The following is a 21,434-nucleotide window of genomic DNA, read 5'->3' on the forward strand; positions in this document are numbered from 1 at the left end:
GTTGCGAGTAGCGGTGGTGTATAATCAGCAAAAACAAACGATTGAAGTTGTCCAACGACTGATCGACTTATTAAAAAAAGCAGACATCACGCTTGATGAACATGAACCGGAGTTGGTTCTTTCTGTTGGGGGCGACGGAACGTTGCTGTCGGCTTTTCATCGCTACAACCACCGCTTGAAAGAGGTTAGCTTTTTGGGCATCCATACCGGACATCTGGGTTTTTATACTGATTGGCGGGATTATGAGTTAGAAGAATTAGTGGATAGTTTGAAAAGCAATCGGGGACAAAGTGTCAGTTATCCGCTATTGGATGTTGTGATTCGCTACTCGAATGGAAAACCGGATAAACATTTCTTGGCATTGAATGAATCTACAATCAAACGGGGCAGTCGAACGATGGTCGCTGATGTTTACATCAAAGATGAGTTATTTGAGCGCTTCCGGGGAGATGGTTTGTCGGTGTCGACCCCCACTGGCTCTACTGCCTACAATAAAAGCGTTGGCGGTGCGGTATTGCATCCCAGCATTAATGCAATTCAACTGGCGGAGATTGCTTCATTAAACAATCGTGTTTTCCGAACATTGGGTTCACCGATTGTGATCGCAGATTCAGAATGGCTGGAAATTAAGCTGCAAGACAGTAATGATTATTTGATTACGGTAGATTCGTTGGACATCCAACAAGATGAGATTGATAGAATCTATTACCGCATTGCAGACGAACGAATTCAGTTTGCATCTTATCGCCATATGCACTTCTGGCATCGGGTCAAGGATGCCTTTATCGGAGAAGACGAATGAAATTTACCTATACATTCCAAAAAGATCAACCGCAAAAAGTAAAATTTTTTTTGAAGGAACAGGGAATTTCAAAAGGATTATTGGCAAAAATAAAATTTCGTGGCGGACAGATTTTCGTCAACGATCAAATAGAAAATGTCTTGTATTCTTTGACGGCAAATGATACGGTAACTATTGTGATTCCTGACGAAGGGGAACATGAGACCATGTTGGTAGACCCGACACCGATTGACATTGTTTTTGAGGATGAACACTTATTGATTGTCAATAAACCAGCCGGAATCTCTTCGATTCCAGCGCAATATCATCCCAATCAAACGATGGCAAATCGTGTCAAAGCCTATTATCAAAAACAGAACTATCCAGATCAGGTGATCCATGTCGTTACTCGTTTGGATCGCGATACATCTGGTTTAATGGTATTTGCAAAACATGGCTTTGCCCATGCAAAATTAGATAATCAATTAAGAGAAAAAAAGTTTTTTAAGAAATACCAGGCGCTTGTCAGTGGCGAGCTGTCGACCTTAAAAGCCCACGATGAAATCATTTTGCCAATTGCACGGGATTATACCTCTCTTTTAAAACGAAAGGTTGACGAAACCGGGCGGTACGCCAAAACAGAATATTGGCTTGAAAAAAGGAATGAATCCATGGCGTTGGTGGACATCCAGCTTCATACAGGGCGGACCCATCAAATTCGTGTCCATTTTGCAGCAATTGGTTGTCCATTATTGGGAGATGAATTGTACGAGGGGCGATTGGATCTTGGGATTATGCGGCAAGCATTGCACTGTTATGAGCTGCATTTTTATCATCCCTTCACAAATGAATTACTAGAATTTTATCAGGAACTGCCGCAGGATATGCAGCAGTTGGCAACGAAATTAAACGACTAAGTGTGGTGAGAGAGATTGGACGAAACAGAAGAACTGGAAGAACGTTTTGAAGAATTGCGACAAGCGCTTCAAGCAAATGAAATTCAAGGATTTCGTGATAATTTTTTGGAGATGCATATCTATGAGCAGGGACAATTCTACCAGTCTCTCGATGAAACGCAACGTCATTTAGTCTATGCTTATTTATCACCTAAAGAATTAGCGGACATGTTTGACGTCATTGAAGAAGATGACGAAAACATGAAGGATTATTTATCGGAAATGCGTCCTCGTTATGCCGCAGACATGTTATCTGAAATGTATACAGATAACGCCGTGGATTTGCTGAATACGCTGGATAAAAAACAAGTCGCCAAGTACTTGAGTTTGATGACTTCCGAAGATGCCAGTGAAATTAAAGAACTGCTTCACTATGAAGATGATACTGCCGGATCAATCATGACAACGGAATTTGTTTCTATCGTTGCCAATCAAACCGTGCGTTCTGCCATGTACGTGTTGAAAAACGAGGCAGATGTTGCTGAAACGATTTACTATATCTATGTTGTCGATCAAGACAATCAGCTGGTGGGCGTTATTTCGTTGAGAGATTTGATTATCAATGAAGATGACACAATGATTTCGGACATTATGAGTGAACGGGTTATTTCGGTATCTGTGGGCGATGACCAAGAAGATGTTGCACAAACGTTTCGGGATTATGACTTTCTTGCGTTGCCGGTCACCGATTACGACGACCATTTGTTAGGGATCGTGACAGTTGATGATATTATCGACGTTATCGATGATGAAGCCGCCAGTGACTACTCTGGTTTGGCGGGGGTCAACGTTGAAGAAGTCAGTGAAAATCCAGTTAAGGCAGCTGCCCGTCGGCTCCCTTGGTTGATTACGCTGCTCTTTTTAGGAATGGCGACTGCGACTCTGATCAGTCGCTATGAAGACTTGGTCAGTGAAGCGAGTATTTTAGCAGTCTTTATTTCCTTAATCACCGGTACTGCCGGAAATGCCGGCACACAATCACTGGCTGTGGCGGTTCGCCGCTTAGCGATTAACGATGAAAAGGACAGTTCCTTTTTTCGGACGGTAGTCAGCGAAATTTTAACCGGCTTAGTCACCGGAGCCATCACTGGTTTGACGATTTTCATTATCGTGGGCATCTGGCGGCAAAATTTTATTTTGGGATTTGTAATCGGAATCGCCATGATGTTTGCCATCACCGTTGCCAATTTGGCAGGTAGTTTGATTCCCATGCTGATGGACCGGCTGGGTTTTGATCCGGCGGTTGCCAGCGGACCGTTTATTACGACCCTCAGCGATTTGACCAGCGTATTGATTTATTTTAATATTGCCAGTCTATTTATGAGTTATTTTATTGGCAGTTAATTTTAAAAAAATAAAACGAGGAAATCCAACCTTTCAGTTGGGGATTTCCTCGTTTTTTTCTTGCACCACATTGGATGGAGCGGTACCAAATTGTTTCTTGAAGGATTTGCTGAAATGAAAGGCGTCTTGATAACCAACGGTGGTTGCGACTTCTTTGATGGACAGCTTATCATTTTTCAGCAATTCCTTTGCCCGACTCAGGCGGATTGTAATCAAATAATTGATGGGACTCATGCCGGTGGCTTCTTTAAATATTTTTGATAAATAAGTCGCGCTGATGTACTGGTCTTGGGCGAGCTTTTCTAAAGTAATCTCTTCTTCATAATGATTTTCCAAAAAGTAAATCGTGTAATTGACGATTTGCTGTTGGCGTTTTTCTTTTTTTGAAAGATACGAGGTTAAATTGTTATGTTTTTCTTCCAGTCCTCGCAAAATCAGCACCAGCATCTCCATGACCAGCGCTTTTTGCATGACTTGAAATTCATTTTGCTTTTCAGCAATTTCCCGCGTCAGGAGCCACGCTTTTTCCATGACTTGATGCTGGTATTTTCCTAAATCCAATAAGGGACGCTGGTTGGGAAAATGATTGCGGGATAACCCCTCTAAGGAAATATTGCGGATACCGATGTGCAACTGATGGGAACAAGTTCCCTCTGTTTGGCGTTCGGCATGACGATAGCCGGGATTAAAGAGCAGAATATTGCCGGCATGCAAGGTAAGGGGATTCATTTTCTCAAATTGATAATGGGCCTCCCCTTCCAAAACCAAACTGATTTCTAAAAAATCATGGTGATGCATCTTAGAAGCTGCCCCTGGTTCGTTCCAAGGGTCGAAAATATATAAAAGTTCAGGGTTGAAGGTGCGTGCATTAAAATAATCCATTGTTTTCTCCGATTGATAATTCTTACTAAGAACATTTTACATCAAAATGAAGAAGAAAAACCATTTCATAATAAAAATAAATGAGTAATCTTATCATACGAGGAGGGAAAAAATGAATAATGCACAATGGATCTGGCAGTACGCCAAAAAGTATCGCCGCAAAATTATTTTAGCCAGTATTTTTTTATTGATCAACGCGTTACTGATCGTCGTCAATCCTTATTTAGGCGGCATGGTGATTGATGATGTCATCACCCAGAAGAAAACAAACTTATTATTGCCATTATTAGCGTTAATGATCGGTACAACAGTGATTCGAACGATTGTCCGCTATTCCTACCAGTTGATTTGCGAACGGATCGGACAAAATACACTTTTTGAATTAAGAGAAGACATGTACAAAAAACTACAGGAATTGGATTTTGATTTTTTCAACCATACTCGTGTTGGGGATATCATGGCACGGATGACTGGGGATACGGATGCGATTCGGCATTTTGTTTCATGGGTTGTCTATAATATTTTGGAATGTGTTGTATGGTTTGTTTCAGCGATTATTGTGATGGGCTTCATCAATTGGCAGCTCATGCTGGCTTTGGTGGCAATCACCCCGGTCATCTTTATTTTGACCAACCGGATGGCAAAAAAAGCCCAACCGTTGTTTTTTGAGATTCGTGAAAGTTTTTCGCGGTTAAATTCGATGGTGGAAGAAAATATCGGTGGCAATCGAGTAGTTAAAGCTTTTGCTCGGGAAAATTTTGAAATTGAGAAATTTAATCACTTTAACGATGATTTCAAGCAAAGAAACTTAGCCTCCGCTAAAGTTTCTCAAACCTATCTGCCTTGGTTGGATGGAATGGCGGGGAGTCTGGGAGCCATTGCCTTGATTTTAGGTGGCTGGTTCGTTATTCAGGGGAAAATGACGCTAGGGGAATTGGTGGCGTTCAACGGCTATCTATGGATGCTGAACAACCCCATGCGGATGAGCAGCTGGTTGATTAATGATGTTCAGCGTTTTTCAGCAGCCTGTATCAAAATACGGCAAATGTTGAAAACTCAAGCAAAAATTGATGTTCGTTCGGAATATTTGACAAAACCGATTAAGGGAATCGTAGAATTTAAAGATGTTTCCTTTCATTTTTCGGATGATCCATCTCACAAGGTGCTGGACGACGTTAGCTTTAAAATCGCACCAGGACAAACGATTGGTATTTTAGGAGAGACGGGTTCAGGAAAAACCACGCTAGTAAATTTAGTCGGCCGGTTTTATGATCCCACAGAAGGCACCGTTTTGATTGACGGCAAGGATGCCAAAAGTTATCCGGTACGCCAATTACGGGAAAATATTTCGATGGTGATGCAAGACGTGTTTCTTTTTTCCAATACGATTGCAGATAACATTGCCTTTGGGAACCCGTTTGCTGATAGCCAATTCGTACAGCAAATGGCGGTGATCGCTGATGCGGATGCTTTTATTTCCCGTATGCCTCAAGGATACGAAACGATCGTCGGTGAGCGGGGTGTCGGTTTGTCTGGGGGACAAAAGCAGCGGATTTCTTTGGCACGGGCGTTGGCAAAAGATCCGGCAATTTTGATTTTGGATGATACAACTTCTGCGGTGGATATGGAAACAGAATCCAAGATTCAGCAGGAATTGACCAAAATCACCGGTGAAAAAACCACCTTTATCATTGCTCATCGAATTTCTTCCGTCCGAGAGGCCGATTTGATCTTAATGATGGAAAAAGGCCGTGTCGTGGAGCAGGGAACCCACCATGAGCTGGTCAATAAAAAAGGAAAATATTACGAAGTGTACCAAAAACAACTTGGATTAGAAAGTGGTGATCCCCATGGCGCGCAATAAGTTTGATGTCGATGAGGAATTAGAACAGGAATTCAGTTGGCAGGATTTTAAACGGCTGGCTCATTATATTACCCCTTACAAACGCAGTATTACCAAAGTTTTAGTAACGATTTTATTAGCGAATGTTGCCGGAATGCTGGCACCTTTGTTTATAAAAATTGCCATCGACACAACGATTCCGCAAAAACGGGTTACCGAGTTGCTTATGCTTGGCGTTGCCTTTCTTGTGATGTTGGTGATTATCGGGATTTGTATGCGGTATCGGATTTTTAAAATCACGGAGATTGGTCAAGATGTGTTGAAGGATATGCGCTTTGATATTTTTGAACACTTGCAACGGTTGCCGTTTGCTTACTTTGATAATCGTCCTCATGGAAAAATTTTGATTCGGGTGGTCAATTATATCAACACATTAAGCGATTTGTTGAGTAACGGACTGATCAACTTGATTTCGGATGTCTTTAATGTCATCATCACATTGATTTTCATGTTTGCTATCGATGCAAAGCTGACGCTGTATAGTCTGGTACTGTTGCCGTTTTTATTCTTGATGGTGATGTTCATCAAAAATCGGCAGCGTAAAGCCTATCAAATATTGAGCAACAAGCAGTCCAACATGAATGCGTATATCCATGAAAGTATTGCCGGAATCAAAATCACGCAGTCCTTCGCGCGGGAAAAAGAAAATATGGCGATTTTTCAAGAAGTCAGTAATGATTATCGTAGTTCGTGGATGAAGGCAGTCAAAATTCAATTCCTGATGTGGCCGGGCGTTCAAAATATTTCAGTTTTGACTATGTGTTTGATTTATTTTGTTGGTATCCGCAATATAGGTGTCGATGTCAGCACGGGAACGTTGATTGCATTTATCAGTTATATCAATAATTTTTGGAATCCAGTCATTAATATTGGGAATTTCTATAATTCTTTGATTACTGCAACCGCTTATTTGGAACGAATCTTTGAAACGATGGATGAAGTACCGGATATTCAAGATGCACCCACTGCCAAACAATTGCCGTCAATTCATGGAGTGGTAGATTTTGAGCATGTGACCTTCCGCTATGAAGAAGGTAAAAATATTTTATCGGATGTTTCTTTTCACATTGCTGAAGGACAAAGCATTGCTTTGGTGGGGCCAACGGGTGCGGGCAAAACAACGATTATTAATCTGCTTAGCCGTTTTTATGACATCAATGAAGGTAGCGTCAAAATCGACGACTACGATGTTCGGGAGGTGACCTTGCAGTCGTTGCGCAGTCAGATGGGGGTCATGTTGCAGGATACCTTTATCTTTTCTGGAACGATTTTGGAGAACATTCAATACGGAAAACTGGATGCGACAGAAGAAGAAGTCATCGCGGCGGCAAAAATCGTGCGGGCACACGAATTTATCAAGGAATTAAAAGATGGCTACCAAACTGTTGTGGAAGAACGAGGAAGTACTCTTTCTGCCGGTCAGCGGCAATTGATTTCTTTTGCTCGAGCATTGTTGGCAGATCCTAAAATCTTGATTTTGGATGAAGCGACATCCAGTATCGACACGAAAACAGAAGAACTATTGCAGGCAGGCTTGGCAGAACTGCTGAAAGGTCGAACCTCCTTTATCATTGCCCATCGCTTATCAACGATTAAAAATTCTGACCGAATTTTCTATGTCGCTGGCGGGAGAATTGCCGAGGCAGGAACTCATGACGAGTTGATGGAAGAAAAAGGCTTGTATTACCACTTGTATCAATCCCAATATGATTTATTGCAGGCTATTTAACAGCAAACAGCCCTTGATTGGAAGATTTTCGATCAAGGGCTGTTTTTGCATGTGTGTCAAATTTCTATTGGAACAATTTTTGTGCCGTGGGCTTCTTGGACACCTAAAGCTTCTATGACTTGTTGGAGATTTTGATGGGTGATTCCTGCTCCGGGTAAAATAATCAGTCGATCGCCAGCATAAGCAATCAATTCCTGCAAGCGGGAAAAGTTTTCTTCAATCGGAGTACCGGCTTTTCCTCCGTGCGTCAAAATACGATCCACGCCATGATCTGCCAACCAATCAATGGCTTCAAATTGCCGCTCTGTTGGAATTTCATCAAAGGCCATATGGAAAGTAATCTGTAAGCCTTCCGCATTTTCAATTAGCATTTCTAACGCTTCTTCATCTAACCAGCCACTAGGCGTCAAACAGCCGAAAACCACGCCGTCAGTTCCTAATTTTTTGGCTTCAATCAAATCCGTGTGCATGATTTTTAATTCAGTATCGTTGTAAATAAAATCTCCCCCACGAGGTCGAATCATCGTCATAACAGTGACCTGTTTTTCTCCTGCATAGCTTAAAACCTCTTCAATCACACCTGTGCTGGGAGTTGTACCGCCGACTGCCAGATTATCACACAATTCGATGCGGCGGGCACCAGCGGCGATTGCTGCCGGGATTAGGGTATAATTTTCCCCACAAAATTCTTTTAACATTGAGCAAAAACCTCCTTCGTATTCAGTAGCATTTTACCATAGAGCTGTGCTAAAGTAGAGCTGAGGTGGCAAAGATGTTAAAGAAAATCGACCGAGGAAAACAATTTATCCAAAACCACAGCGCCCTGTTTCGCTGTCCTTTATGCCAAACGGCAGTCCAACCAAATCAAACGGGAATGATTTGCGAGAATCAGCATCGTTTTGATGTGTCAAAAAAAGGAACCCTCTTTTTCCTAACCCATCAAATCAAATCGGATTACGATGCACCCATGTTTCAAGCACGGCAGCGAATGATCAAAAGCGGAATGTATCAGCCGATGTTGGAAGAAATCCAGCGCCAATTACAAGGAGAAACCCTGTTGGATGTCGGTTGCGGGGAAGGAAGCTTTTTAAATGCACTGCTGGCTCTTCAGCCGCGAACAGCAATTGGTTTTGATATCGTCAAAGAGGGGATTTATTTAGCAACGGAACAACCAAATTCGGCTTTTTGGTGTGTTGCAGATCTGACGAATTTACCTTTTGCGGACCAGAGCTTTTCAACCGTGTTGAATATTTTTTCTCCCTCAAATTATCAGGAATTTCAACGAATCATGAAGGCAGATGGGCGACTGATCAAAATTGTTCCCAGAGCAAATTATTTGCGGGAACTGCGCCAAGCTTTTTATCCTGATGATGTGAGGAAACAAAATTACTCCAATGAAAAGGTTGTTGCGAAATTTCAACAAATTTTTCCTGAGAGCCAACAAAAACAAATAACATATACCTTTGAGATTCCAGAAGCAAGACAAGCGGATATTTTGGAAATGTCGCCATTGGAATGGGGCGTTTCTCCGGAAGTCAAGGAGCAGTTGCTAAGAAATCCATTAAATAAAATTACAATTGATGTGGATCTGTTAATTGGAACAAATTCATGAAAATTTTTTGAATTTTTTATGATCTAAGTGTTGCATAATTTCCATTTGAATGATATATTTACGTCAAGTCATTTTTTCATTGGTTTTTATCAGGTTCCTGTTCTGATAAAAGTTAGTGAAAAGAGCTTCACTAACGTAGCGACTCGCAGTGATTACACCGAGCCGATACGTTTTTTTTTGTGCCCAAGAATAGGGATTAGTGGTATAGTAAGAACTAGATGTTTTTGCTAGAAAGGGAGTCAGTGACATGAACCATATTGTTTTATTTGAACCGCAAATTCCCGCAAATACGGGAAATATTGCCAGAACTTGCGCAGCAACCAATACGCCGCTGCATTTGATCGAACCGTTGGGCTTTTCTACAGATGATAAGCATTTAAAAAGAGCCGGCTTAGATTATTGGCAGGATGTTGCCATCACCTATCATGAAAGTTTACCTGCATTTCTGGCATTTCTCGGAGATCGTCCGTTACATTTGATTACTAAATTTGCCAATCACGTTTATAGTGAGGTTGATTTTGCTGATCAACAAGAACACTTTTTTTTGTTTGGGAAAGAAACAACCGGATTACCAGAAGAATTTATGCGGGAAAATCCAGAAAAATGTTTGCGGATTCCCATGAACGATCAACATGTTCGTTCATTGAATTTGTCTAATACCGCGGCGTTGGTCATTTATGAAGCATTACGGCAGCAAGGGTTCCCTCAGTTGGAACGCAGCCATCATTATGAAAACGACAAATTAGATTAGAGGGAGCTGCAAAATGGAGCTATATTTTACCCGTCACGGAAAAACAGAATGGAACAATGAACGGCGTTTTCAAGGGATGATGGGGGATTCTCCTTTGCTTGAAAGCAGCTACGAAGAAATTAAATTATTAGGGCAGCATTTAAAGGAAGTTCCCTTTGAAAAAATATATACCAGCTCTGCATTGCGGGCACAAAAGACAGCAGAAGGCATCGCTGCACAGCTGGATCACACGGTCGAAATCATTTCTACAGAGGGGCTGAAAGAATTAGGGTTAGGCCAGCTGGAAGGGCAACGTATTGATGACATGTATGAAAAATACCCTCATGAATTAAAAAATCTGCGGTTTCATTTGGAAAAATATGATCCAACGATTTTTCAGGGTGAACCAATCCAGCATGCCTTGGACCGCATCGAAAAAGTAGTAACACAAGCGGTAGCTACCGCGGAAAAAGGACCGCTGTTGTTTGTGGGACACGGGGCTTCGTTAACGGCTGCAATCCAATGGCTGGCTGGAAAAGAATTGGCGCAGCTGCGTGAGATGGGTGGACTGGTCAATAATAGTGTGACTCTCATGACAACTTCTGAACGAAAGGCGTTACCTTATCGGTTAGAGGTTTGGAATGATTCGAGTTTTCTCGGTGATGCATCAGGAAGAGATGCTTTATTATAGAAAGGAGCAACAGCTTGACAGACGAACGACAATACTTTGTCGGCACAGTTGCCGCTATTTTTTTTCAAAATCCAAGCAATTTTTATAAAGTTCTTTTGATTCACGTGCAAGAAACGAATGCGGATTATCGGGAAAAGGAAATTGTTGCTACCGGTACCTTTGGCGATATTCAAGAAGAGGAAAGCTACCGTTTTTTTGGCGAGTTGATCAATCACCCCCGTTATGGGCTACAACTGCAAGTCAACAGCTACCAACAGGAGCAGCCTACTTCAGAAAACGGGTTGATCCATTATTTTTCCAGTGAGAAATTTCCTGGAATCGGTAAGAAGACTGCAGAAAAAATCGTGGCGGTTTTAGGAGAAGAAGCCATTGATCGGTTGCTTAAAGAGCCAGATTTGCTGGAACAAGTCAGCGGATTACCGGAGAAGAAGCGCCAAATGATTTTAGAGACTGTTCGCTTGAATCACGGAATGGATCAAGTCATTGTTGGCTTAGGAAAGTACGGCTTTGGTAGTCAGCTTTCCTTTGCGATTTATCAGGCCTACAAAAATGAAGCATTGACGGTTCTTCAGGAGAATCCTTATCGTTTGGTGGAAGACATCGAAGGAATCGGCTTCAAGAAGGCAGATGTTTTGGCAGAACAACTAGGTATCGAGGCGACTTCACCGCAACGGTTGCGGGCGGCGGTGCTGCATCAAATTAATCAGCAATCCTTGCAGACCGGTAACACATTTTCTCCGGCGGAACAATTGTTGGAGCAAACGATTCGCGTTTTGGAAAACGCCCGACCTATAGAAATTCATCCGGAGCAAGTAGCCAACAGCATTATTCAGTTAGTAGAAGAAGGCAAGATTCAGCAAGAGGAAACCAATCTTTACGAAAATAGTTTATACTTTGCCGAATGGGGAATTGCCAGTTCCATCCAACGATTGATGAAACGCAAGAAATTACCTTATTCAGAAAAGGAAATTGCAAAAAAATTGCGGATCATTGAAAAAAGATTGCAGATCAGTTATGGCAGTTCTCAAGAAGAAGCAATCAAAGAAGCAATCCGTTCACCATTATTCATTTTAACTGGTGGGCCGGGCACCGGAAAAACTACCGTTATCAATGGAATCGTGCAATTATTTGCAGAATTAAATGATCTGGAGCTTGATCCCGGAAAGTATACCCAGGAAATGTTTCCGATTCTTTTGGCGGCACCAACTGGACGAGCAGCCAAGCGGATGAATGAAACCACCGGGCTGCCTAGTGGAACGATTCACCGCCTATTAGGGCTGACTGGTCGGGAAAAATCCCCTTCTGTCTCTGCAAAAGAGTTGGAGGGTGGTTTGTTGATTGTTGATGAAATGTCGATGGTGGATACATGGTTGGCAAACACATTGTTCAAATCGATTCCAACCAATATGCAGGTGATTTTTGTTGGGGATAAAGATCAGTTACCATCGGTGGGACCGGGACAGGTTCTTCATGATCTCTTACAAATTGATGCGTTACCTAAGCGGGAACTGACGGAAATTTACCGGCAAGGAGATGATTCCAGTATCATTCCTTTGGCCCATGAAATAAAAAATGGACAACTGCCGGCAGATTTTACCGTGAATCAAAAAGACCGTTCGTATTTTCGTTGTGATGCCTATCAAATTGAACCGTTGATCGCAAATATCGTGACCAAAGCCAAAGCAAAAGGGTTCACACCACAAGATATCCAAGTATTAGCACCCATGTATCGCGGCGCGGCAGGAATTGATGCATTGAATAAAATGATGCAAGAAATCTTCAATCCCAATACCGGCTCGAAAAAAGAAGTCCATTGGAATGACACAGTCTATCGAATCGGCGACAAAGTATTGCAGTTAGTCAATTCACCAGAGGAAAATGTGTTTAATGGGGATATGGGACAAATCGTCGGCATTACATTGGCAAAAGATTCGGAAGATAAAGTGGATGAATTGGTGATTCAATTTGATGCTACCGAAGTCACTTATCGGCGAAATGAATGGAATAAAATTACGTTGTCTTATTGTTGCTCAATCCATAAAGCACAGGGCAGTGAATTTAAAATGGTGATTTTGCCGATGGTTCATCAATACCAACGGATGCTGCAGCGAAACTTATTGTACACCGCGGTTACCCGCAGCAAAGAACTGTTGATTTTATTAGGGGAAACGCAAGCCTACCAAGCTTGCGTAACGCAAGAGTCAGCGGTTCGCCTAACGACCTTAAAGGAGCGAATCATAGCCGCGGATACCGTTTCTCCTGGCCTACAACAAAAAATTGTTGCTTATGAAGAACAAACCACCGGGGATGCGTATAGCGAATTTCCTTCGCCTCCAACAGAAACCGGATCAGCAACAAAAGCCGCAAAAAAGGAAACGGATCTTTTCACTGTTTCTGAAACAAATGAGCCGTTTAATGAGGAATTATCGGAAATAAAAACACAGGACGTGCAGGAACCTCGATTGACGATTGAGCTGATCCTTGCCGATGAGATTGATCCTTTGATCGGAATGGAAGGCATCACACCGCAATTGTTTAATAAATAAAAAATCCGAAGAACAGCAAGTTCATCTGTAGAAACAAGACAGAAACACGTGCGGTTCTTCGGATTTTTTTAAGTTGGATCAAGGGAAGGATAATATCAATACCAAATTTGTTGTTTCTTAGTTGTGAAGGTGATATCGAAGGAGCGTTTTCCTAACACTTCACCATCCGCTTGACCATATTGGGGCATGGTGGAGACGATTCGCAGGCGGGTACCAGTAAATTGATGGAAATGTTTCGAGGTTCCTTGTTTTTTTCGAATCAATTTTAGAATGAGCCCAAAAATTTTAATCATTGGAATCCGTTCAACCACCACTAGATCAAGATTGTTTTTTTTCACATCAGCAGAAGGAGCAATCGCTACGCCACCACCAAAATAGGGATGATTGGTCGTTGTGCATAAAAAGGCTTTGTCAAAAGAAAATTCCTGCCCGTTAATCTCCACTAAAATAGGAAATCCCGGTTGTGTGAAAAGAACTTTCAAAATGGAGGTGATATAAGCAAGTGAGCCAAGGTTGTATTTGTTCAACTGCTCTTTTGTTGCTGAATCATTGGTGGCATGAACGATGGCTGCATCCAGACCGATTCCGACATTATTTACGAAGATACCCGTTTCTTGTTGGATTTTCTCGTCATAAGCTAGGATGTTTACCTCTTGCGGCTGTTGTGCTTTAACAATTTGCCAAAAGGCTTTTTCTGGTTCTCGGGGCAACCCGATTCCTCGAGCAAAATCATTCCCTGAACCGGCAGGAATATAACCAATCGGCAGATCGACTTTCATTTGAAAAAATTGATTTAATACTTGATGCAGTGTGCCGTCCCCACCGATGACAATCAGCAGTGGAAATTCGCTATCCTCCAATGTCTGAGGATCTTTCGGCCAAGGTTGCAAGGTCGTCGTTACTAATTCTTCGACGATTTTATGCTCATGTCCGGCGTATTCAGTTAAATAGGTTGAATAATGGAACTGTTTATCGGTAAGAAGTTTTGTGATTCGATCTCCGGTTTTTTTGCCGTGACCACTTCCAGAAGCTTGATTTATTAATAAATGATAATGAATTTTCATTTTTTTTAACTCCATCTGTTTAGTAAAAACTCAGTGGGAACATTTTAACAGAGGAATGCAGGAATGGAAAGCAAAACACAAAAAAAGATCTAGTAAGTTATCTTCCATTTCGTATTTTCTCAAGGTTCTGATGTCCACTCAAGAAATACTAGAAAATACTCACTAGACCCTGTTCAGTAAGTAAGGAGTAACTCAAATTCCCACGTCCTTTGTCTCTTTGTTAAGTTTCATAACAATTCTGTTCCTGCAGATCCTATTGCATCTGCTTTACTGGGAACCCTTATGACCCCTTACACTTATTTTATACCATACTCCCTACATTTTAGCAAGCGTTTACATTACCGTCTTAGTACTTTCTTAAGAGTTATGAAAAAGGAGCTTTTTATCCCAAAAGAATAAAAACGATTTCGCTGAATAACTATTGTTTTTATTTGATGAGAAAGTTTGGTATACTTATCTCTGTTGATTTTTTATTGATTTTAAGGAGAGAGTATGAAATACTATCATTTGATCGGAATCTCAGGTGGCTTGTTTGCCCTGCAGTTTCTTTTACAAAATTTACTGCATTTGCCACTTTCCCTAACGGTGAAATGGATTTTTTTGATTGCACAAGGAATATTATTGGTGACGTATGGTGGGTTGACGCTTTTCTATAGTTTTATTTTGCGAAAAGTATCGCCTAAAAAGTCTGCTTCAAAAAAAGTTGTTCCATTAAAAAAAGAGCAAAAGCAGTCCCTGCGTAAAGCCAGCTGAGTAAGCGGCGCTGATCATTCGCGGTTCATCAACCATCCCGCGTCAACAAAACTAGGAGAAAGAAGGAAAGAAACATGCAATTATCAACCAATCAAACCCGGTCTCGTTTAATGGTCGTGGTGACTAATGGAATCATTATGGCGCTTTACATTGCGTTGACGGTTCTTGTGGCACCAGTCTCATCTGGTCCCATTCAGTTTCGTATCTCAGAAAGTTTAAATCATCTGGTGGTATTCAATCGTAAATTAATGTGGGGTGTTTTAGGAGGCGTCATTGTTTATAATTGGTTTTTCGGCTTTGGAATCGCAGATGTGATTTTTGGCGGAGGACAAACCTTTTTAGCACTGGGCTTAACCGCGTTATTGCAGAAAAAAGTTCCCAACGTCTATTGGCGTTTGGCATTGAACACGCTGTTCTTTACGGCAAGCATGTTTTTGATCGCAATCATGCTAGTACCAGAAGGCGGCAAAGCATTTTGGACAACCTATGGCACGTTAGCCTTGAGCGAATTGATTGTTATGGCCGTTTCGGCACCTGTGATGTATCTTTTGGATAAATCACTTCATTTTGAAAAAAGACTATAAAAAAAGCATCCTTTCTCGGTACATACACCAAAGAGAGGATGCCATTTTTTTATTCACCTGCAGTTAAATCTTCCAATTCAACAACTTTGAAATTTTTGTGTTCCAGTTGGTTGATAATCGTGTCGCAAGTCTCTTTGCTGGTTTTTGCCGGCAGCGTAATCAAGGTACGACGAATAAATTCATCTTTACCGATATCTAAGGTGATACAGCTGGCGATGCTGCTGTATTTGGAAATGATTTTTGAAATCATCGCTAAATCGCCTTGTTTTCCGGTGGAAGCAATCGTCAATACATAGCTTCCTTGTTCGATGTTCCAAGATTGAGAAAGCATCGTCAGCAGGGAACTGTGGGTCAAAATTCCATAGAAGTGATTGTCTTCATCTAAAACAGCGATGTAAGGCAATTCTTTGATAGTGAAGAAAACTTTGAAGAAAGAAGAATTCACATAAATAAATTTCGTCGCATTTTTTAAAAGATGCGTTACTGGCAATGTCATATCGCCGCCATTTGATTTGTGACGATAGATGTGCATTTTATAAATATTTCCGCGGAAGATTTTGCCGGTTTCATCAAGAATCGGTACACAGCGGTAGCCGGAATCTTCAAGAATCTTCAGCGCTTCTTCCAGTGTGGCAGTTTCTTTGACTGTGGTTAAATCTTTTTTCTTATATACCATTGTTTTTAAAAGCATAAAGACCCCTCCAATTGTTCCATTTTAACAACTTAATAATAGCATAAATTAAAAATAATGACTAAATTATTCCTGCGATTGACAGAAAAAAAGAAACGTGATAAGTTAAATTGTACGATTGTGTATGACGAGGAGGCACGAAAATGGCAACGAAAAAAGCAGCCTTAGCCTGTTCTGTTTGCGGTTCACGCAACTACTCAAAATCAGTTAGTGAAGGTAAACGGGGCGAACGTTTAGAAATCAATAAGTTTTGTAAATATTGCAATAAATACACGCTTCACAGAGAAACGAAGTAGGGGGCAGAAAAATGAAATTCATCCGCAGTGTCATTGCTGAAATGAAACAGGTCACCTGGCCAAACAAAAAACAATTGCGTAAAGATACCTTAGTGGTTATCGAGACATCGGTTATTTTTGCTGTAATGTTCTTTGTGATGGATACGGTTATCCGGTCCGTGTTTAGTTGGATTTTAAAATAATTCGCTAGCGTGATCATCAAAACGGTGCTATACTGTTTGAGAAGAAAAACTTCGGGGAACTGAGGTTTTTTTATTTTACAATCAGATAAGGAGCCATCAGAATGGAAACTTTTGAAAGAAACTGGTACGTACTGCACACTTATTCCGGCTATGAAAACAAGGTAAAGGCAAACATCGAATCTCGCGCGCAAAGCATGGGAATGGGAGATTTTATTTTCCGTGTTGTTGTTCCTGAAGAAACAGAAACGGAAGTCAAAAACGGCAAATCGAAAGAAATCGTGCATAAAACTTTTCCTGGATATGTTTTAGTCGAAATGACGATGACCGACGAATCTTGGTACGTTGTGCGGAATACACCGGGCGTGACCGGTTTTGTAGGTTCCCATGGCGCCGGCAGTAAGCCAGCACCATTATTGGCAGAAGAAATCAATCACATTCTTCGTTCATTAGGTATGAGTACGCGTCAATCTGATCTTGAGGTTGAAGTGGGAGAAACTGTGAAGATCATCGAAGGAGCATTTGCTGGACTGGAAGGTCAAGTGACTGAAGTTGATGAAGAAAAACAAAAATTGAAAGTCAATATCGATATGTTCGGTCGGGAAACCAGTACGGAACTAGATTTTGAACAAGTAGACAAAATTTAATGACCAGAAAGCTCTCTCTTCCTACAAGAAGGGAGAGTCTATTTTTTTTATAAATGAAGAAGACAAACTATGGAGGAATTAGGATGAAAAAAATTGGTGTCGGTTTATTTTTGGTGCTTTTGATTGGCGGCTGGTTTGGCTATAAAGCCCTCAGCAAAAATACAACTGAGCCAGAAATAACCAACGTACAAGCCGTAAAAGAAAAGGTTCCCACACAAACGAAAACCGCCATTCCAACGATTTTCTTTCATGGTTATTCCGGTGGTCCCAGCTCCTTTGGCGGAATGATTGCTCGCTTTGAAAAAGCCGACATCGCAGAACAAGTGCTGCAATTGCGGGTTTCGCCATCAGGAAAAATTACAGAAAAAGGTACATGGACAGGAGAAAAAGAGAATCCTTTGATTCAAGTTCTCTTTGAAGACAATAAAAATAATGAATGGCAGCAGACGGAGTGGATCAAAAGCTGCTTAACGTATCTCTCCACCACTTATGGAATTGCTAAAGTGAATTTAGTGGGGCATTCCATGGGTGGTGTCAGTAGTTTGCGCTATCTGGAATTAGGGGAAACCGCGGATTTGCCGGAAGTTCAAAAATTTGTTGCAATCGGCGCCCCGTTCAATGATTTTTTGGATACAAGCACAAGTCAATCCATTGAGGATCTAATGGAAAACGGCCCATCTGAAATTTCGGTACGTTACCAAGATTACCAAGGAATGATCCAACAACTTCCGACAACGATTGACTTTTTAGTGATGGGTGGACAACTCAGTGAAGAAGAGCTGACAGATGGAACGGTACCGCTGACCAGTGCGTTAGCAATCAGTGGGCTAGTGACGGCTCATGGAAATAATGTCCAGACAGAAATAGTGACAGGAAACAATGTCCAACACAGCCAACTGCATGAAAATAAACAAGTTGATCAACTGATTGAAAAATTTTTATGGGCAGAGTCAAAATAATTGCTTACTTTTAATAAGTGAATATAATAAGTGTATAGAACTCATTTTTTGAAAGAAGGAATCTCTCATGACTTATCAAGCAAGCAAAGAAGAACATCCAATCGAAATCGTCAATATCGCTTCATTAGAAAAACGAGCACAAGAAACGATGGAAGCCGGTGCATTCGGGTATATCCGTGGTGGTTCAGAAGATGAATGGACGATGGCAGAAAACACCAGTTCCTTTAATAAAAAAACGATTATGCCTCGGGTACTACGAGGTATCGATTCAGCTGATTTACACACGAAATTATGGGATATTCAATTGGAAACACCAATCATTCAAGCGCCATCAGCCGCTCAAGGGTTAGCACATACAAATGGCGAAGCCGACACCGCAAAAGGAGTTGCCGCTGCTGGATCAATTTTTTCAATCAGCACCTATGCCAACACAACCATTGAAGATGCCGCTGCAGCAGCACCAAATGCACCGCAATTTTTCCAATTATATATGAGCAAAGACGATGGTTTTAACAAATTTATTTTAGACAAAGCAGTAAAAGCCGGCGCAAAAGCAATCGTTTTGACCGTTGATTCAACACTTGGGGGCTATCGAGAAGAAGATGTCATCAATCATTTTCAATTCCCACTACCTATGCCGAATTTGGCTGCTTATAGTGAACAAAGCGAAAGCGGCGACGGTGCAGGAAAAGGAATTGCAGAAATTTATGCTGCGGCTAAACAAGCAATTGAGCCGGAGGATATCCAAAAAATCAAAACCTTGACCAATTTACCTGTCGTGGTCAAAGGAATCCAATCACCAGAAGATGCAGAAGTAGCGATTGCTGCTGGTGCAGACGGTATCTGGGTTTCTAACCATGGGGGGCGTCAATTAGATGGTGGACCAGCTTCCTTTGATGTATTACCGGAAATTGCTGCAGTCGTAAATAAACGCGTACCAATCGTATTTGATTCTGGTGTCCGTCGTGGCGAACACGTCTTTAAGGCTTTGGCAAGCGGGGCAGATTTGGTGGCAATTGGCCGTCCAGTTATCTATGGCCTTAACCTTGGTGGAGCAGAGGGAGTAAAATCAGTCTTTGATCATTTGAATAAAGAATTGTCCATCACGATGCAGTTGGCAGGAACAAAAACAATCGAAGAAGTAAAAAATACAAAACTATTTTCCTATTGATTTAACTAAAAATGAATTGTTCCCAAAAAGCTTGGAAAAAATTGAAGTGACCGCAAAAAATGAATTCTTGCCGGCCACTTCAATTTTCTAAGCTTTTTTAATTGTGCTGTTTCTCGAGAAGCTCTTTTTGGAGACGTTGGGCAGTTGGCGTGACTGCCAAGCCGCCTTCTGCTGTTTCTTTGAAAATCGCCGGCATTTGTCGGCCAACTTGATACATTGCAGCGACCACTTCATCAGGAGGAATCACACTTTCGATTCCTGCTAATGCCATGTCGGCAGAAATGAATGCCTGTGAGGAACCCAGCGCATTTCGCTTAACACAAGGAACTTCCACCAGACCAGCTACCGGATCACAAATCAAGCCCATCATATTTTTAAGAGTGATTGCTACAGCTTGTGCCGCTTGATGAGGAGTTCCCCCATTTGCACAGACCAGAGCCGCCGCTGCCATTGCGCTGGCGGAGCCGATTTCTGCCTGACAGCCGCCTTCAGCACCAGAAATTGATGCGTTGTTGGCGATAACCAATCCGAATGCTCCGGCAGTAAATAAGAAATGGACCTGTTCTTCATGGGAAAGCTGCAAACGATCCTTCACTGCAGTTAATACCCCTGCAACGACACCAGCACTGCCGGCAGTTGGGGTAGCACAGATTAGTCCCATTTTTGCATTTACTTCATTCACGGCAATCGCATTTCTGACGGCGGTCAAAATTGTTTCTCCGCTTAAAAACCGATCTGTTTGTAAATAGGTATTTAATTTTTTGGCATCGCCACCGGTTATTCCTGTAACGGAGGTGACTCCTTGAATTCCTTCATCGATTGAACGTTCCATGACCGCAAGATTTTTTTCCATCAAATGAAAAATTTGTTCCCGGTCACGTCCAGTCATTTCGATTTCTGTTTGAATCATCAACTCGGCAACAGAAGAATAATTTTGTGCTTGACTGACTAAATCTTCAATTGAATAAAACATTTTTTTCACCCTAATCAAAATAAGTTACGTTGTCCATATAATCCAACGCTTTTAATTTTTCACAAATTCCTGGTTGTGGTTCATCTACTTCAATGATCATAATCGCTTTTTCACCTTTTGATTCTCTCGTAACAGTCATGGTACCGATATTGGCATTCGCCTCTGACAAAATATTGGTGACTTTAGCAATCATGCCTGGTACGTCCTGGTGGACAGTGATAAAGGTTGGTGTTCCCATTGTTAGAGAAATCTTGAACCCGTTTAATTCGGAAATCTGAATGTTTCCGCCACCGATGGAAATTCCGGTCACAGATAATTTTCGTTTGCCTTTTGTCACGACCATTTTTACGGAATTTGGATGCTCGGCTTTTTCGTTTTTGGGAACGAACAGGACTTCCATTCCCGACTCATGGGCGATCTTTAAAGAGTCTGCTAGGCGGGGATCATCTGGGTCCATCCCTAGTAAACCACCGACCAGGGCGACATCCGTTCCATGTCCTCGATAAGTTTTAGCAAAGGATTCATATAAATAAATATCGACACTATCCGGCTGTTCGCCAAAAATATTGCGGACGACTTTGCCAATCCGCGCAGCACCGGCAGTATGAGAACTGCTGGGCCCAACCATGATTGGGCCAATAATGTCAAAAACACTGCGAAACCGTACTTGTTCCATTTTTTGCACCTCTGAAATTTTCTACTAACTTCTGATTGTAGTGTACCACAAGAAAACAATGAAACGGCAGAAAATCATAGCAGGTAAAAGAAATTTTAAGGCTTTTTCAGTGATGAAAGACGAAAGAGAAAGAGGAAATTGCTTGCAATTTTCTTTGGATATGCTAAAATATCACAGTGTGTGTCAGCGCATGGTTATTTTGGTGTGGACACCACGGGTAAAAGTGGGAGGAGAAATATTGATCTCCAATTAACCACATCACGGACT

General features: G+C 41.6%; 22 protein-coding genes. 16 read left to right on the plus strand and 6 right to left on the minus strand.

The window, feature by feature from the left end; genetic code table 11:
- The first annotated feature begins 1 nt into the window (after position 1).
- Genes BN1875_RS06080 through mgtE form a run of 3 tightly spaced genes read left to right on the plus strand, consistent with a single transcriptional unit; the run spans position 2 to position 3,081 of the window.
- Positions 2-802 carry an NAD kinase gene (locus tag BN1875_RS06080; protein ID WP_147570587.1) on the plus strand — a complete coding sequence of 267 codons (801 nt, stop codon included), beginning with the start codon at positions 2-4 and terminating at the stop codon, positions 800-802.
- Positions 799-1,698 (plus strand): RluA family pseudouridine synthase, encoded by a 900-nt coding sequence (locus BN1875_RS06085; RefSeq protein WP_048603959.1) that lies wholly within the window; start codon positions 799-801, stop codon positions 1,696-1,698. Before BN1875_RS06080 ends, BN1875_RS06085 begins: the two co-directional genes overlap by 4 nt.
- 15 nt (positions 1,699-1,713) lie before the next feature.
- Positions 1,714-3,081, plus strand: coding sequence for a magnesium transporter (mgtE, locus tag BN1875_RS06090; protein WP_048603960.1), 1,368 nt, complete (start codon positions 1,714-1,716; stop codon positions 3,079-3,081).
- A gap of 33 nt (positions 3,082-3,114) precedes the next feature.
- On the opposite strand, the gene BN1875_RS06095 is transcribed toward mgtE, so the two are convergent.
- Complete coding sequence (locus BN1875_RS06095) at positions 3,115-3,963, minus strand: AraC family transcriptional regulator (RefSeq protein ID WP_048603961.1); 849 nt, start codon at positions 3,961-3,963, stop codon at positions 3,115-3,117.
- Positions 3,964-4,075: 112 nt separating this feature from the next.
- Here BN1875_RS06095 and BN1875_RS06100 point away from each other — a divergent pair, with 112 nt between their 5' ends.
- Together BN1875_RS06100 and BN1875_RS06105 are read left to right on the plus strand one after the other, a co-directional pair.
- The gene (locus BN1875_RS06100) at positions 4,076-5,827 is read left to right on the plus strand and encodes an ABC transporter ATP-binding protein (protein WP_048603962.1); all 1,752 of its coding nucleotides are present in this window, start codon (positions 4,076-4,078) and stop codon (positions 5,825-5,827) included.
- A complete protein-coding gene (locus BN1875_RS06105) occupies positions 5,814-7,595 on the plus strand; it encodes an ABC transporter ATP-binding protein (protein ID WP_048603963.1) in 1,782 nt (593 codons plus the stop codon). Before BN1875_RS06100 ends, BN1875_RS06105 begins: the two co-directional genes overlap by 14 nt.
- A gap of 56 nt (positions 7,596-7,651) precedes the next feature.
- Here BN1875_RS06105 and BN1875_RS06110 read toward each other — a convergent pair whose 3' ends face one another.
- On the minus strand, positions 7,652-8,293 hold the full coding sequence (locus BN1875_RS06110; protein ID WP_048603964.1) for a copper homeostasis protein CutC: 642 nt from the start codon (positions 8,291-8,293) through the stop codon (positions 7,652-7,654).
- Between the two features lie 74 nt (positions 8,294-8,367).
- Here BN1875_RS06110 and BN1875_RS06115 point away from each other — a divergent pair, with 74 nt between their 5' ends.
- The 4 genes from BN1875_RS06115 to recD2 all read left to right on the plus strand — a co-directional run bounded on the left by BN1875_RS06115 (position 8,368) and on the right by recD2 (position 13,174).
- Positions 8,368-9,207, plus strand: coding sequence for a methyltransferase domain-containing protein (locus tag BN1875_RS06115; RefSeq protein WP_048603965.1), 840 nt, complete (start codon positions 8,368-8,370; stop codon positions 9,205-9,207).
- Positions 9,208-9,454: 247 nt separating this feature from the next.
- Positions 9,455-9,958, plus strand: coding sequence for a tRNA (uridine(34)/cytosine(34)/5-carboxymethylaminomethyluridine(34)-2'-O)-methyltransferase TrmL (gene trmL / locus BN1875_RS06120; RefSeq protein WP_048603966.1), 504 nt, complete (start codon positions 9,455-9,457; stop codon positions 9,956-9,958).
- A gap of 13 nt (positions 9,959-9,971) precedes the next feature.
- Positions 9,972-10,628: a histidine phosphatase family protein gene (locus BN1875_RS06125; RefSeq protein ID WP_048603967.1), complete on the plus strand. Its 657-nt coding sequence runs from the start codon at positions 9,972-9,974 to the stop codon at positions 10,626-10,628.
- A gap of 14 nt (positions 10,629-10,642) precedes the next feature.
- On the plus strand, positions 10,643-13,174 hold the full coding sequence (recD2, locus tag BN1875_RS06130; protein ID WP_048603968.1) for an SF1B family DNA helicase RecD2: 2,532 nt from the start codon (positions 10,643-10,645) through the stop codon (positions 13,172-13,174).
- A 95-nt stretch (positions 13,175-13,269) separates the two neighbouring features.
- On the opposite strand, the gene BN1875_RS06135 is transcribed toward recD2, so the two are convergent.
- Positions 13,270-14,238, minus strand: coding sequence for a diacylglycerol/lipid kinase family protein (locus BN1875_RS06135; protein WP_048603969.1), 969 nt, complete (start codon positions 14,236-14,238; stop codon positions 13,270-13,272).
- Positions 14,239-14,730: 492 nt separating this feature from the next.
- Between BN1875_RS06135 and BN1875_RS06140 the strand changes: the two genes are divergently transcribed.
- Both BN1875_RS06140 and BN1875_RS06145 read left to right on the plus strand, forming a co-directional pair.
- The gene (locus BN1875_RS06140) at positions 14,731-14,991 is read left to right on the plus strand and encodes a hypothetical protein (protein ID WP_048603970.1); all 261 of its coding nucleotides are present in this window, start codon (positions 14,731-14,733) and stop codon (positions 14,989-14,991) included.
- Positions 14,992-15,065: 74 nt separating this feature from the next.
- Positions 15,066-15,575 (plus strand): QueT transporter family protein, encoded by a 510-nt coding sequence (locus BN1875_RS06145; RefSeq protein ID WP_048603971.1) that lies wholly within the window; start codon positions 15,066-15,068, stop codon positions 15,573-15,575.
- A 49-nt stretch (positions 15,576-15,624) separates the two neighbouring features.
- Here BN1875_RS06145 and cbpA read toward each other — a convergent pair whose 3' ends face one another.
- Entirely contained in the window at positions 15,625-16,266 is a 642-nt protein-coding gene (cbpA, locus tag BN1875_RS06150; protein ID WP_048603972.1) for a cyclic di-AMP binding protein CbpA, read from the minus strand.
- A 143-nt stretch (positions 16,267-16,409) separates the two neighbouring features.
- Here cbpA and rpmG point away from each other — a divergent pair, with 143 nt between their 5' ends.
- From rpmG to BN1875_RS06175, 5 genes are all read left to right on the plus strand, one after another.
- A complete protein-coding gene (gene rpmG / locus BN1875_RS06155; protein WP_048603973.1) occupies positions 16,410-16,562 on the plus strand; it encodes a 50S ribosomal protein L33 in 153 nt (50 codons plus the stop codon).
- An 11-nt stretch (positions 16,563-16,573) separates the two neighbouring features.
- The gene (gene secE, locus BN1875_RS06160) at positions 16,574-16,744 is read left to right on the plus strand and encodes a preprotein translocase subunit SecE (protein WP_048603974.1); all 171 of its coding nucleotides are present in this window, start codon (positions 16,574-16,576) and stop codon (positions 16,742-16,744) included.
- A 101-nt stretch (positions 16,745-16,845) separates the two neighbouring features.
- Positions 16,846-17,388: a transcription termination/antitermination protein NusG gene (gene nusG, locus BN1875_RS06165; protein ID WP_048603975.1), complete on the plus strand. Its 543-nt coding sequence runs from the start codon at positions 16,846-16,848 to the stop codon at positions 17,386-17,388.
- Between the two features lie 83 nt (positions 17,389-17,471).
- A complete protein-coding gene (locus BN1875_RS06170; RefSeq protein ID WP_048603976.1) occupies positions 17,472-18,347 on the plus strand; it encodes an alpha/beta fold hydrolase in 876 nt (291 codons plus the stop codon).
- 67 nt (positions 18,348-18,414) lie between these two features.
- Positions 18,415-19,518 carry a lactate oxidase gene (locus BN1875_RS06175; protein ID WP_048603977.1) on the plus strand — a complete coding sequence of 368 codons (1,104 nt, stop codon included), beginning with the start codon at positions 18,415-18,417 and terminating at the stop codon, positions 19,516-19,518.
- Between the two features lie 97 nt (positions 19,519-19,615).
- Here BN1875_RS06175 and sdaAA read toward each other — a convergent pair whose 3' ends face one another.
- Positions 19,616-20,491 (minus strand): L-serine ammonia-lyase, iron-sulfur-dependent, subunit alpha, encoded by an 876-nt coding sequence (sdaAA, locus tag BN1875_RS06180; RefSeq protein WP_048603978.1) that lies wholly within the window; start codon positions 20,489-20,491, stop codon positions 19,616-19,618.
- Positions 20,492-20,501: 10 nt separating this feature from the next.
- Complete coding sequence (gene sdaAB, locus BN1875_RS06185) at positions 20,502-21,167, minus strand: L-serine ammonia-lyase, iron-sulfur-dependent subunit beta (RefSeq protein WP_048603979.1); 666 nt, start codon at positions 21,165-21,167, stop codon at positions 20,502-20,504.
- Positions 21,168-21,434 lie beyond the last annotated feature (267 nt).

The sequence above is a fragment of the Enterococcus massiliensis genome (assembly GCF_001050095.1).
In the GTDB taxonomy this organism is placed as follows: Bacteria; Bacillota; Bacilli; order Lactobacillales; family Enterococcaceae; genus Enterococcus_C; species Enterococcus_C songbeiensis.

Coding starts and splice junctions, on each gene's coding strand:
- BN1875_RS06085 (WP_048603959.1), top strand. CDS start 799: ATGAAATTTACCTATACATTCCAAAAAGATCAACCGCAAAAAGTAAAA.
- BN1875_RS06095 (WP_048603961.1), bottom strand. CDS start 3,963: ATGGATTATTTTAATGCACGCACCTTCAACCCTGAACTTTTATATATT.
- BN1875_RS06100 (WP_048603962.1), top strand. CDS start 4,076: ATGAATAATGCACAATGGATCTGGCAGTACGCCAAAAAGTATCGCCGC.
- BN1875_RS06105 (WP_048603963.1), top strand. CDS start 5,814: ATGGCGCGCAATAAGTTTGATGTCGATGAGGAATTAGAACAGGAATTC.
- BN1875_RS06110 (WP_048603964.1), bottom strand. CDS start 8,293: ATGTTAAAAGAATTTTGTGGGGAAAATTATACCCTAATCCCGGCAGCA.
- BN1875_RS06115 (WP_048603965.1), top strand. CDS start 8,368: ATGTTAAAGAAAATCGACCGAGGAAAACAATTTATCCAAAACCACAGC.
- trmL (WP_048603966.1), top strand. CDS start 9,455: ATGAACCATATTGTTTTATTTGAACCGCAAATTCCCGCAAATACGGGA.
- BN1875_RS06125 (WP_048603967.1), top strand. CDS start 9,972: ATGGAGCTATATTTTACCCGTCACGGAAAAACAGAATGGAACAATGAA.
- BN1875_RS06135 (WP_048603969.1), bottom strand. CDS start 14,238: ATGAAAATTCATTATCATTTATTAATAAATCAAGCTTCTGGAAGTGGT.
- BN1875_RS06140 (WP_048603970.1), top strand. CDS start 14,731: ATGAAATACTATCATTTGATCGGAATCTCAGGTGGCTTGTTTGCCCTG.
- BN1875_RS06145 (WP_048603971.1), top strand. CDS start 15,066: ATGCAATTATCAACCAATCAAACCCGGTCTCGTTTAATGGTCGTGGTG.
- cbpA (WP_048603972.1), bottom strand. CDS start 16,266: ATGCTTTTAAAAACAATGGTATATAAGAAAAAAGATTTAACCACAGTC.
- rpmG (WP_048603973.1), top strand. CDS start 16,410: ATGGCAACGAAAAAAGCAGCCTTAGCCTGTTCTGTTTGCGGTTCACGC.
- secE (WP_048603974.1), top strand. CDS start 16,574: ATGAAATTCATCCGCAGTGTCATTGCTGAAATGAAACAGGTCACCTGG.
- nusG (WP_048603975.1), top strand. CDS start 16,846: ATGGAAACTTTTGAAAGAAACTGGTACGTACTGCACACTTATTCCGGC.
- BN1875_RS06170 (WP_048603976.1), top strand. CDS start 17,472: ATGAAAAAAATTGGTGTCGGTTTATTTTTGGTGCTTTTGATTGGCGGC.
- BN1875_RS06175 (WP_048603977.1), top strand. CDS start 18,415: ATGACTTATCAAGCAAGCAAAGAAGAACATCCAATCGAAATCGTCAAT.
- sdaAA (WP_048603978.1), bottom strand. CDS start 20,491: ATGTTTTATTCAATTGAAGATTTAGTCAGTCAAGCACAAAATTATTCT.
- sdaAB (WP_048603979.1), bottom strand. CDS start 21,167: ATGGAACAAGTACGGTTTCGCAGTGTTTTTGACATTATTGGCCCAATC.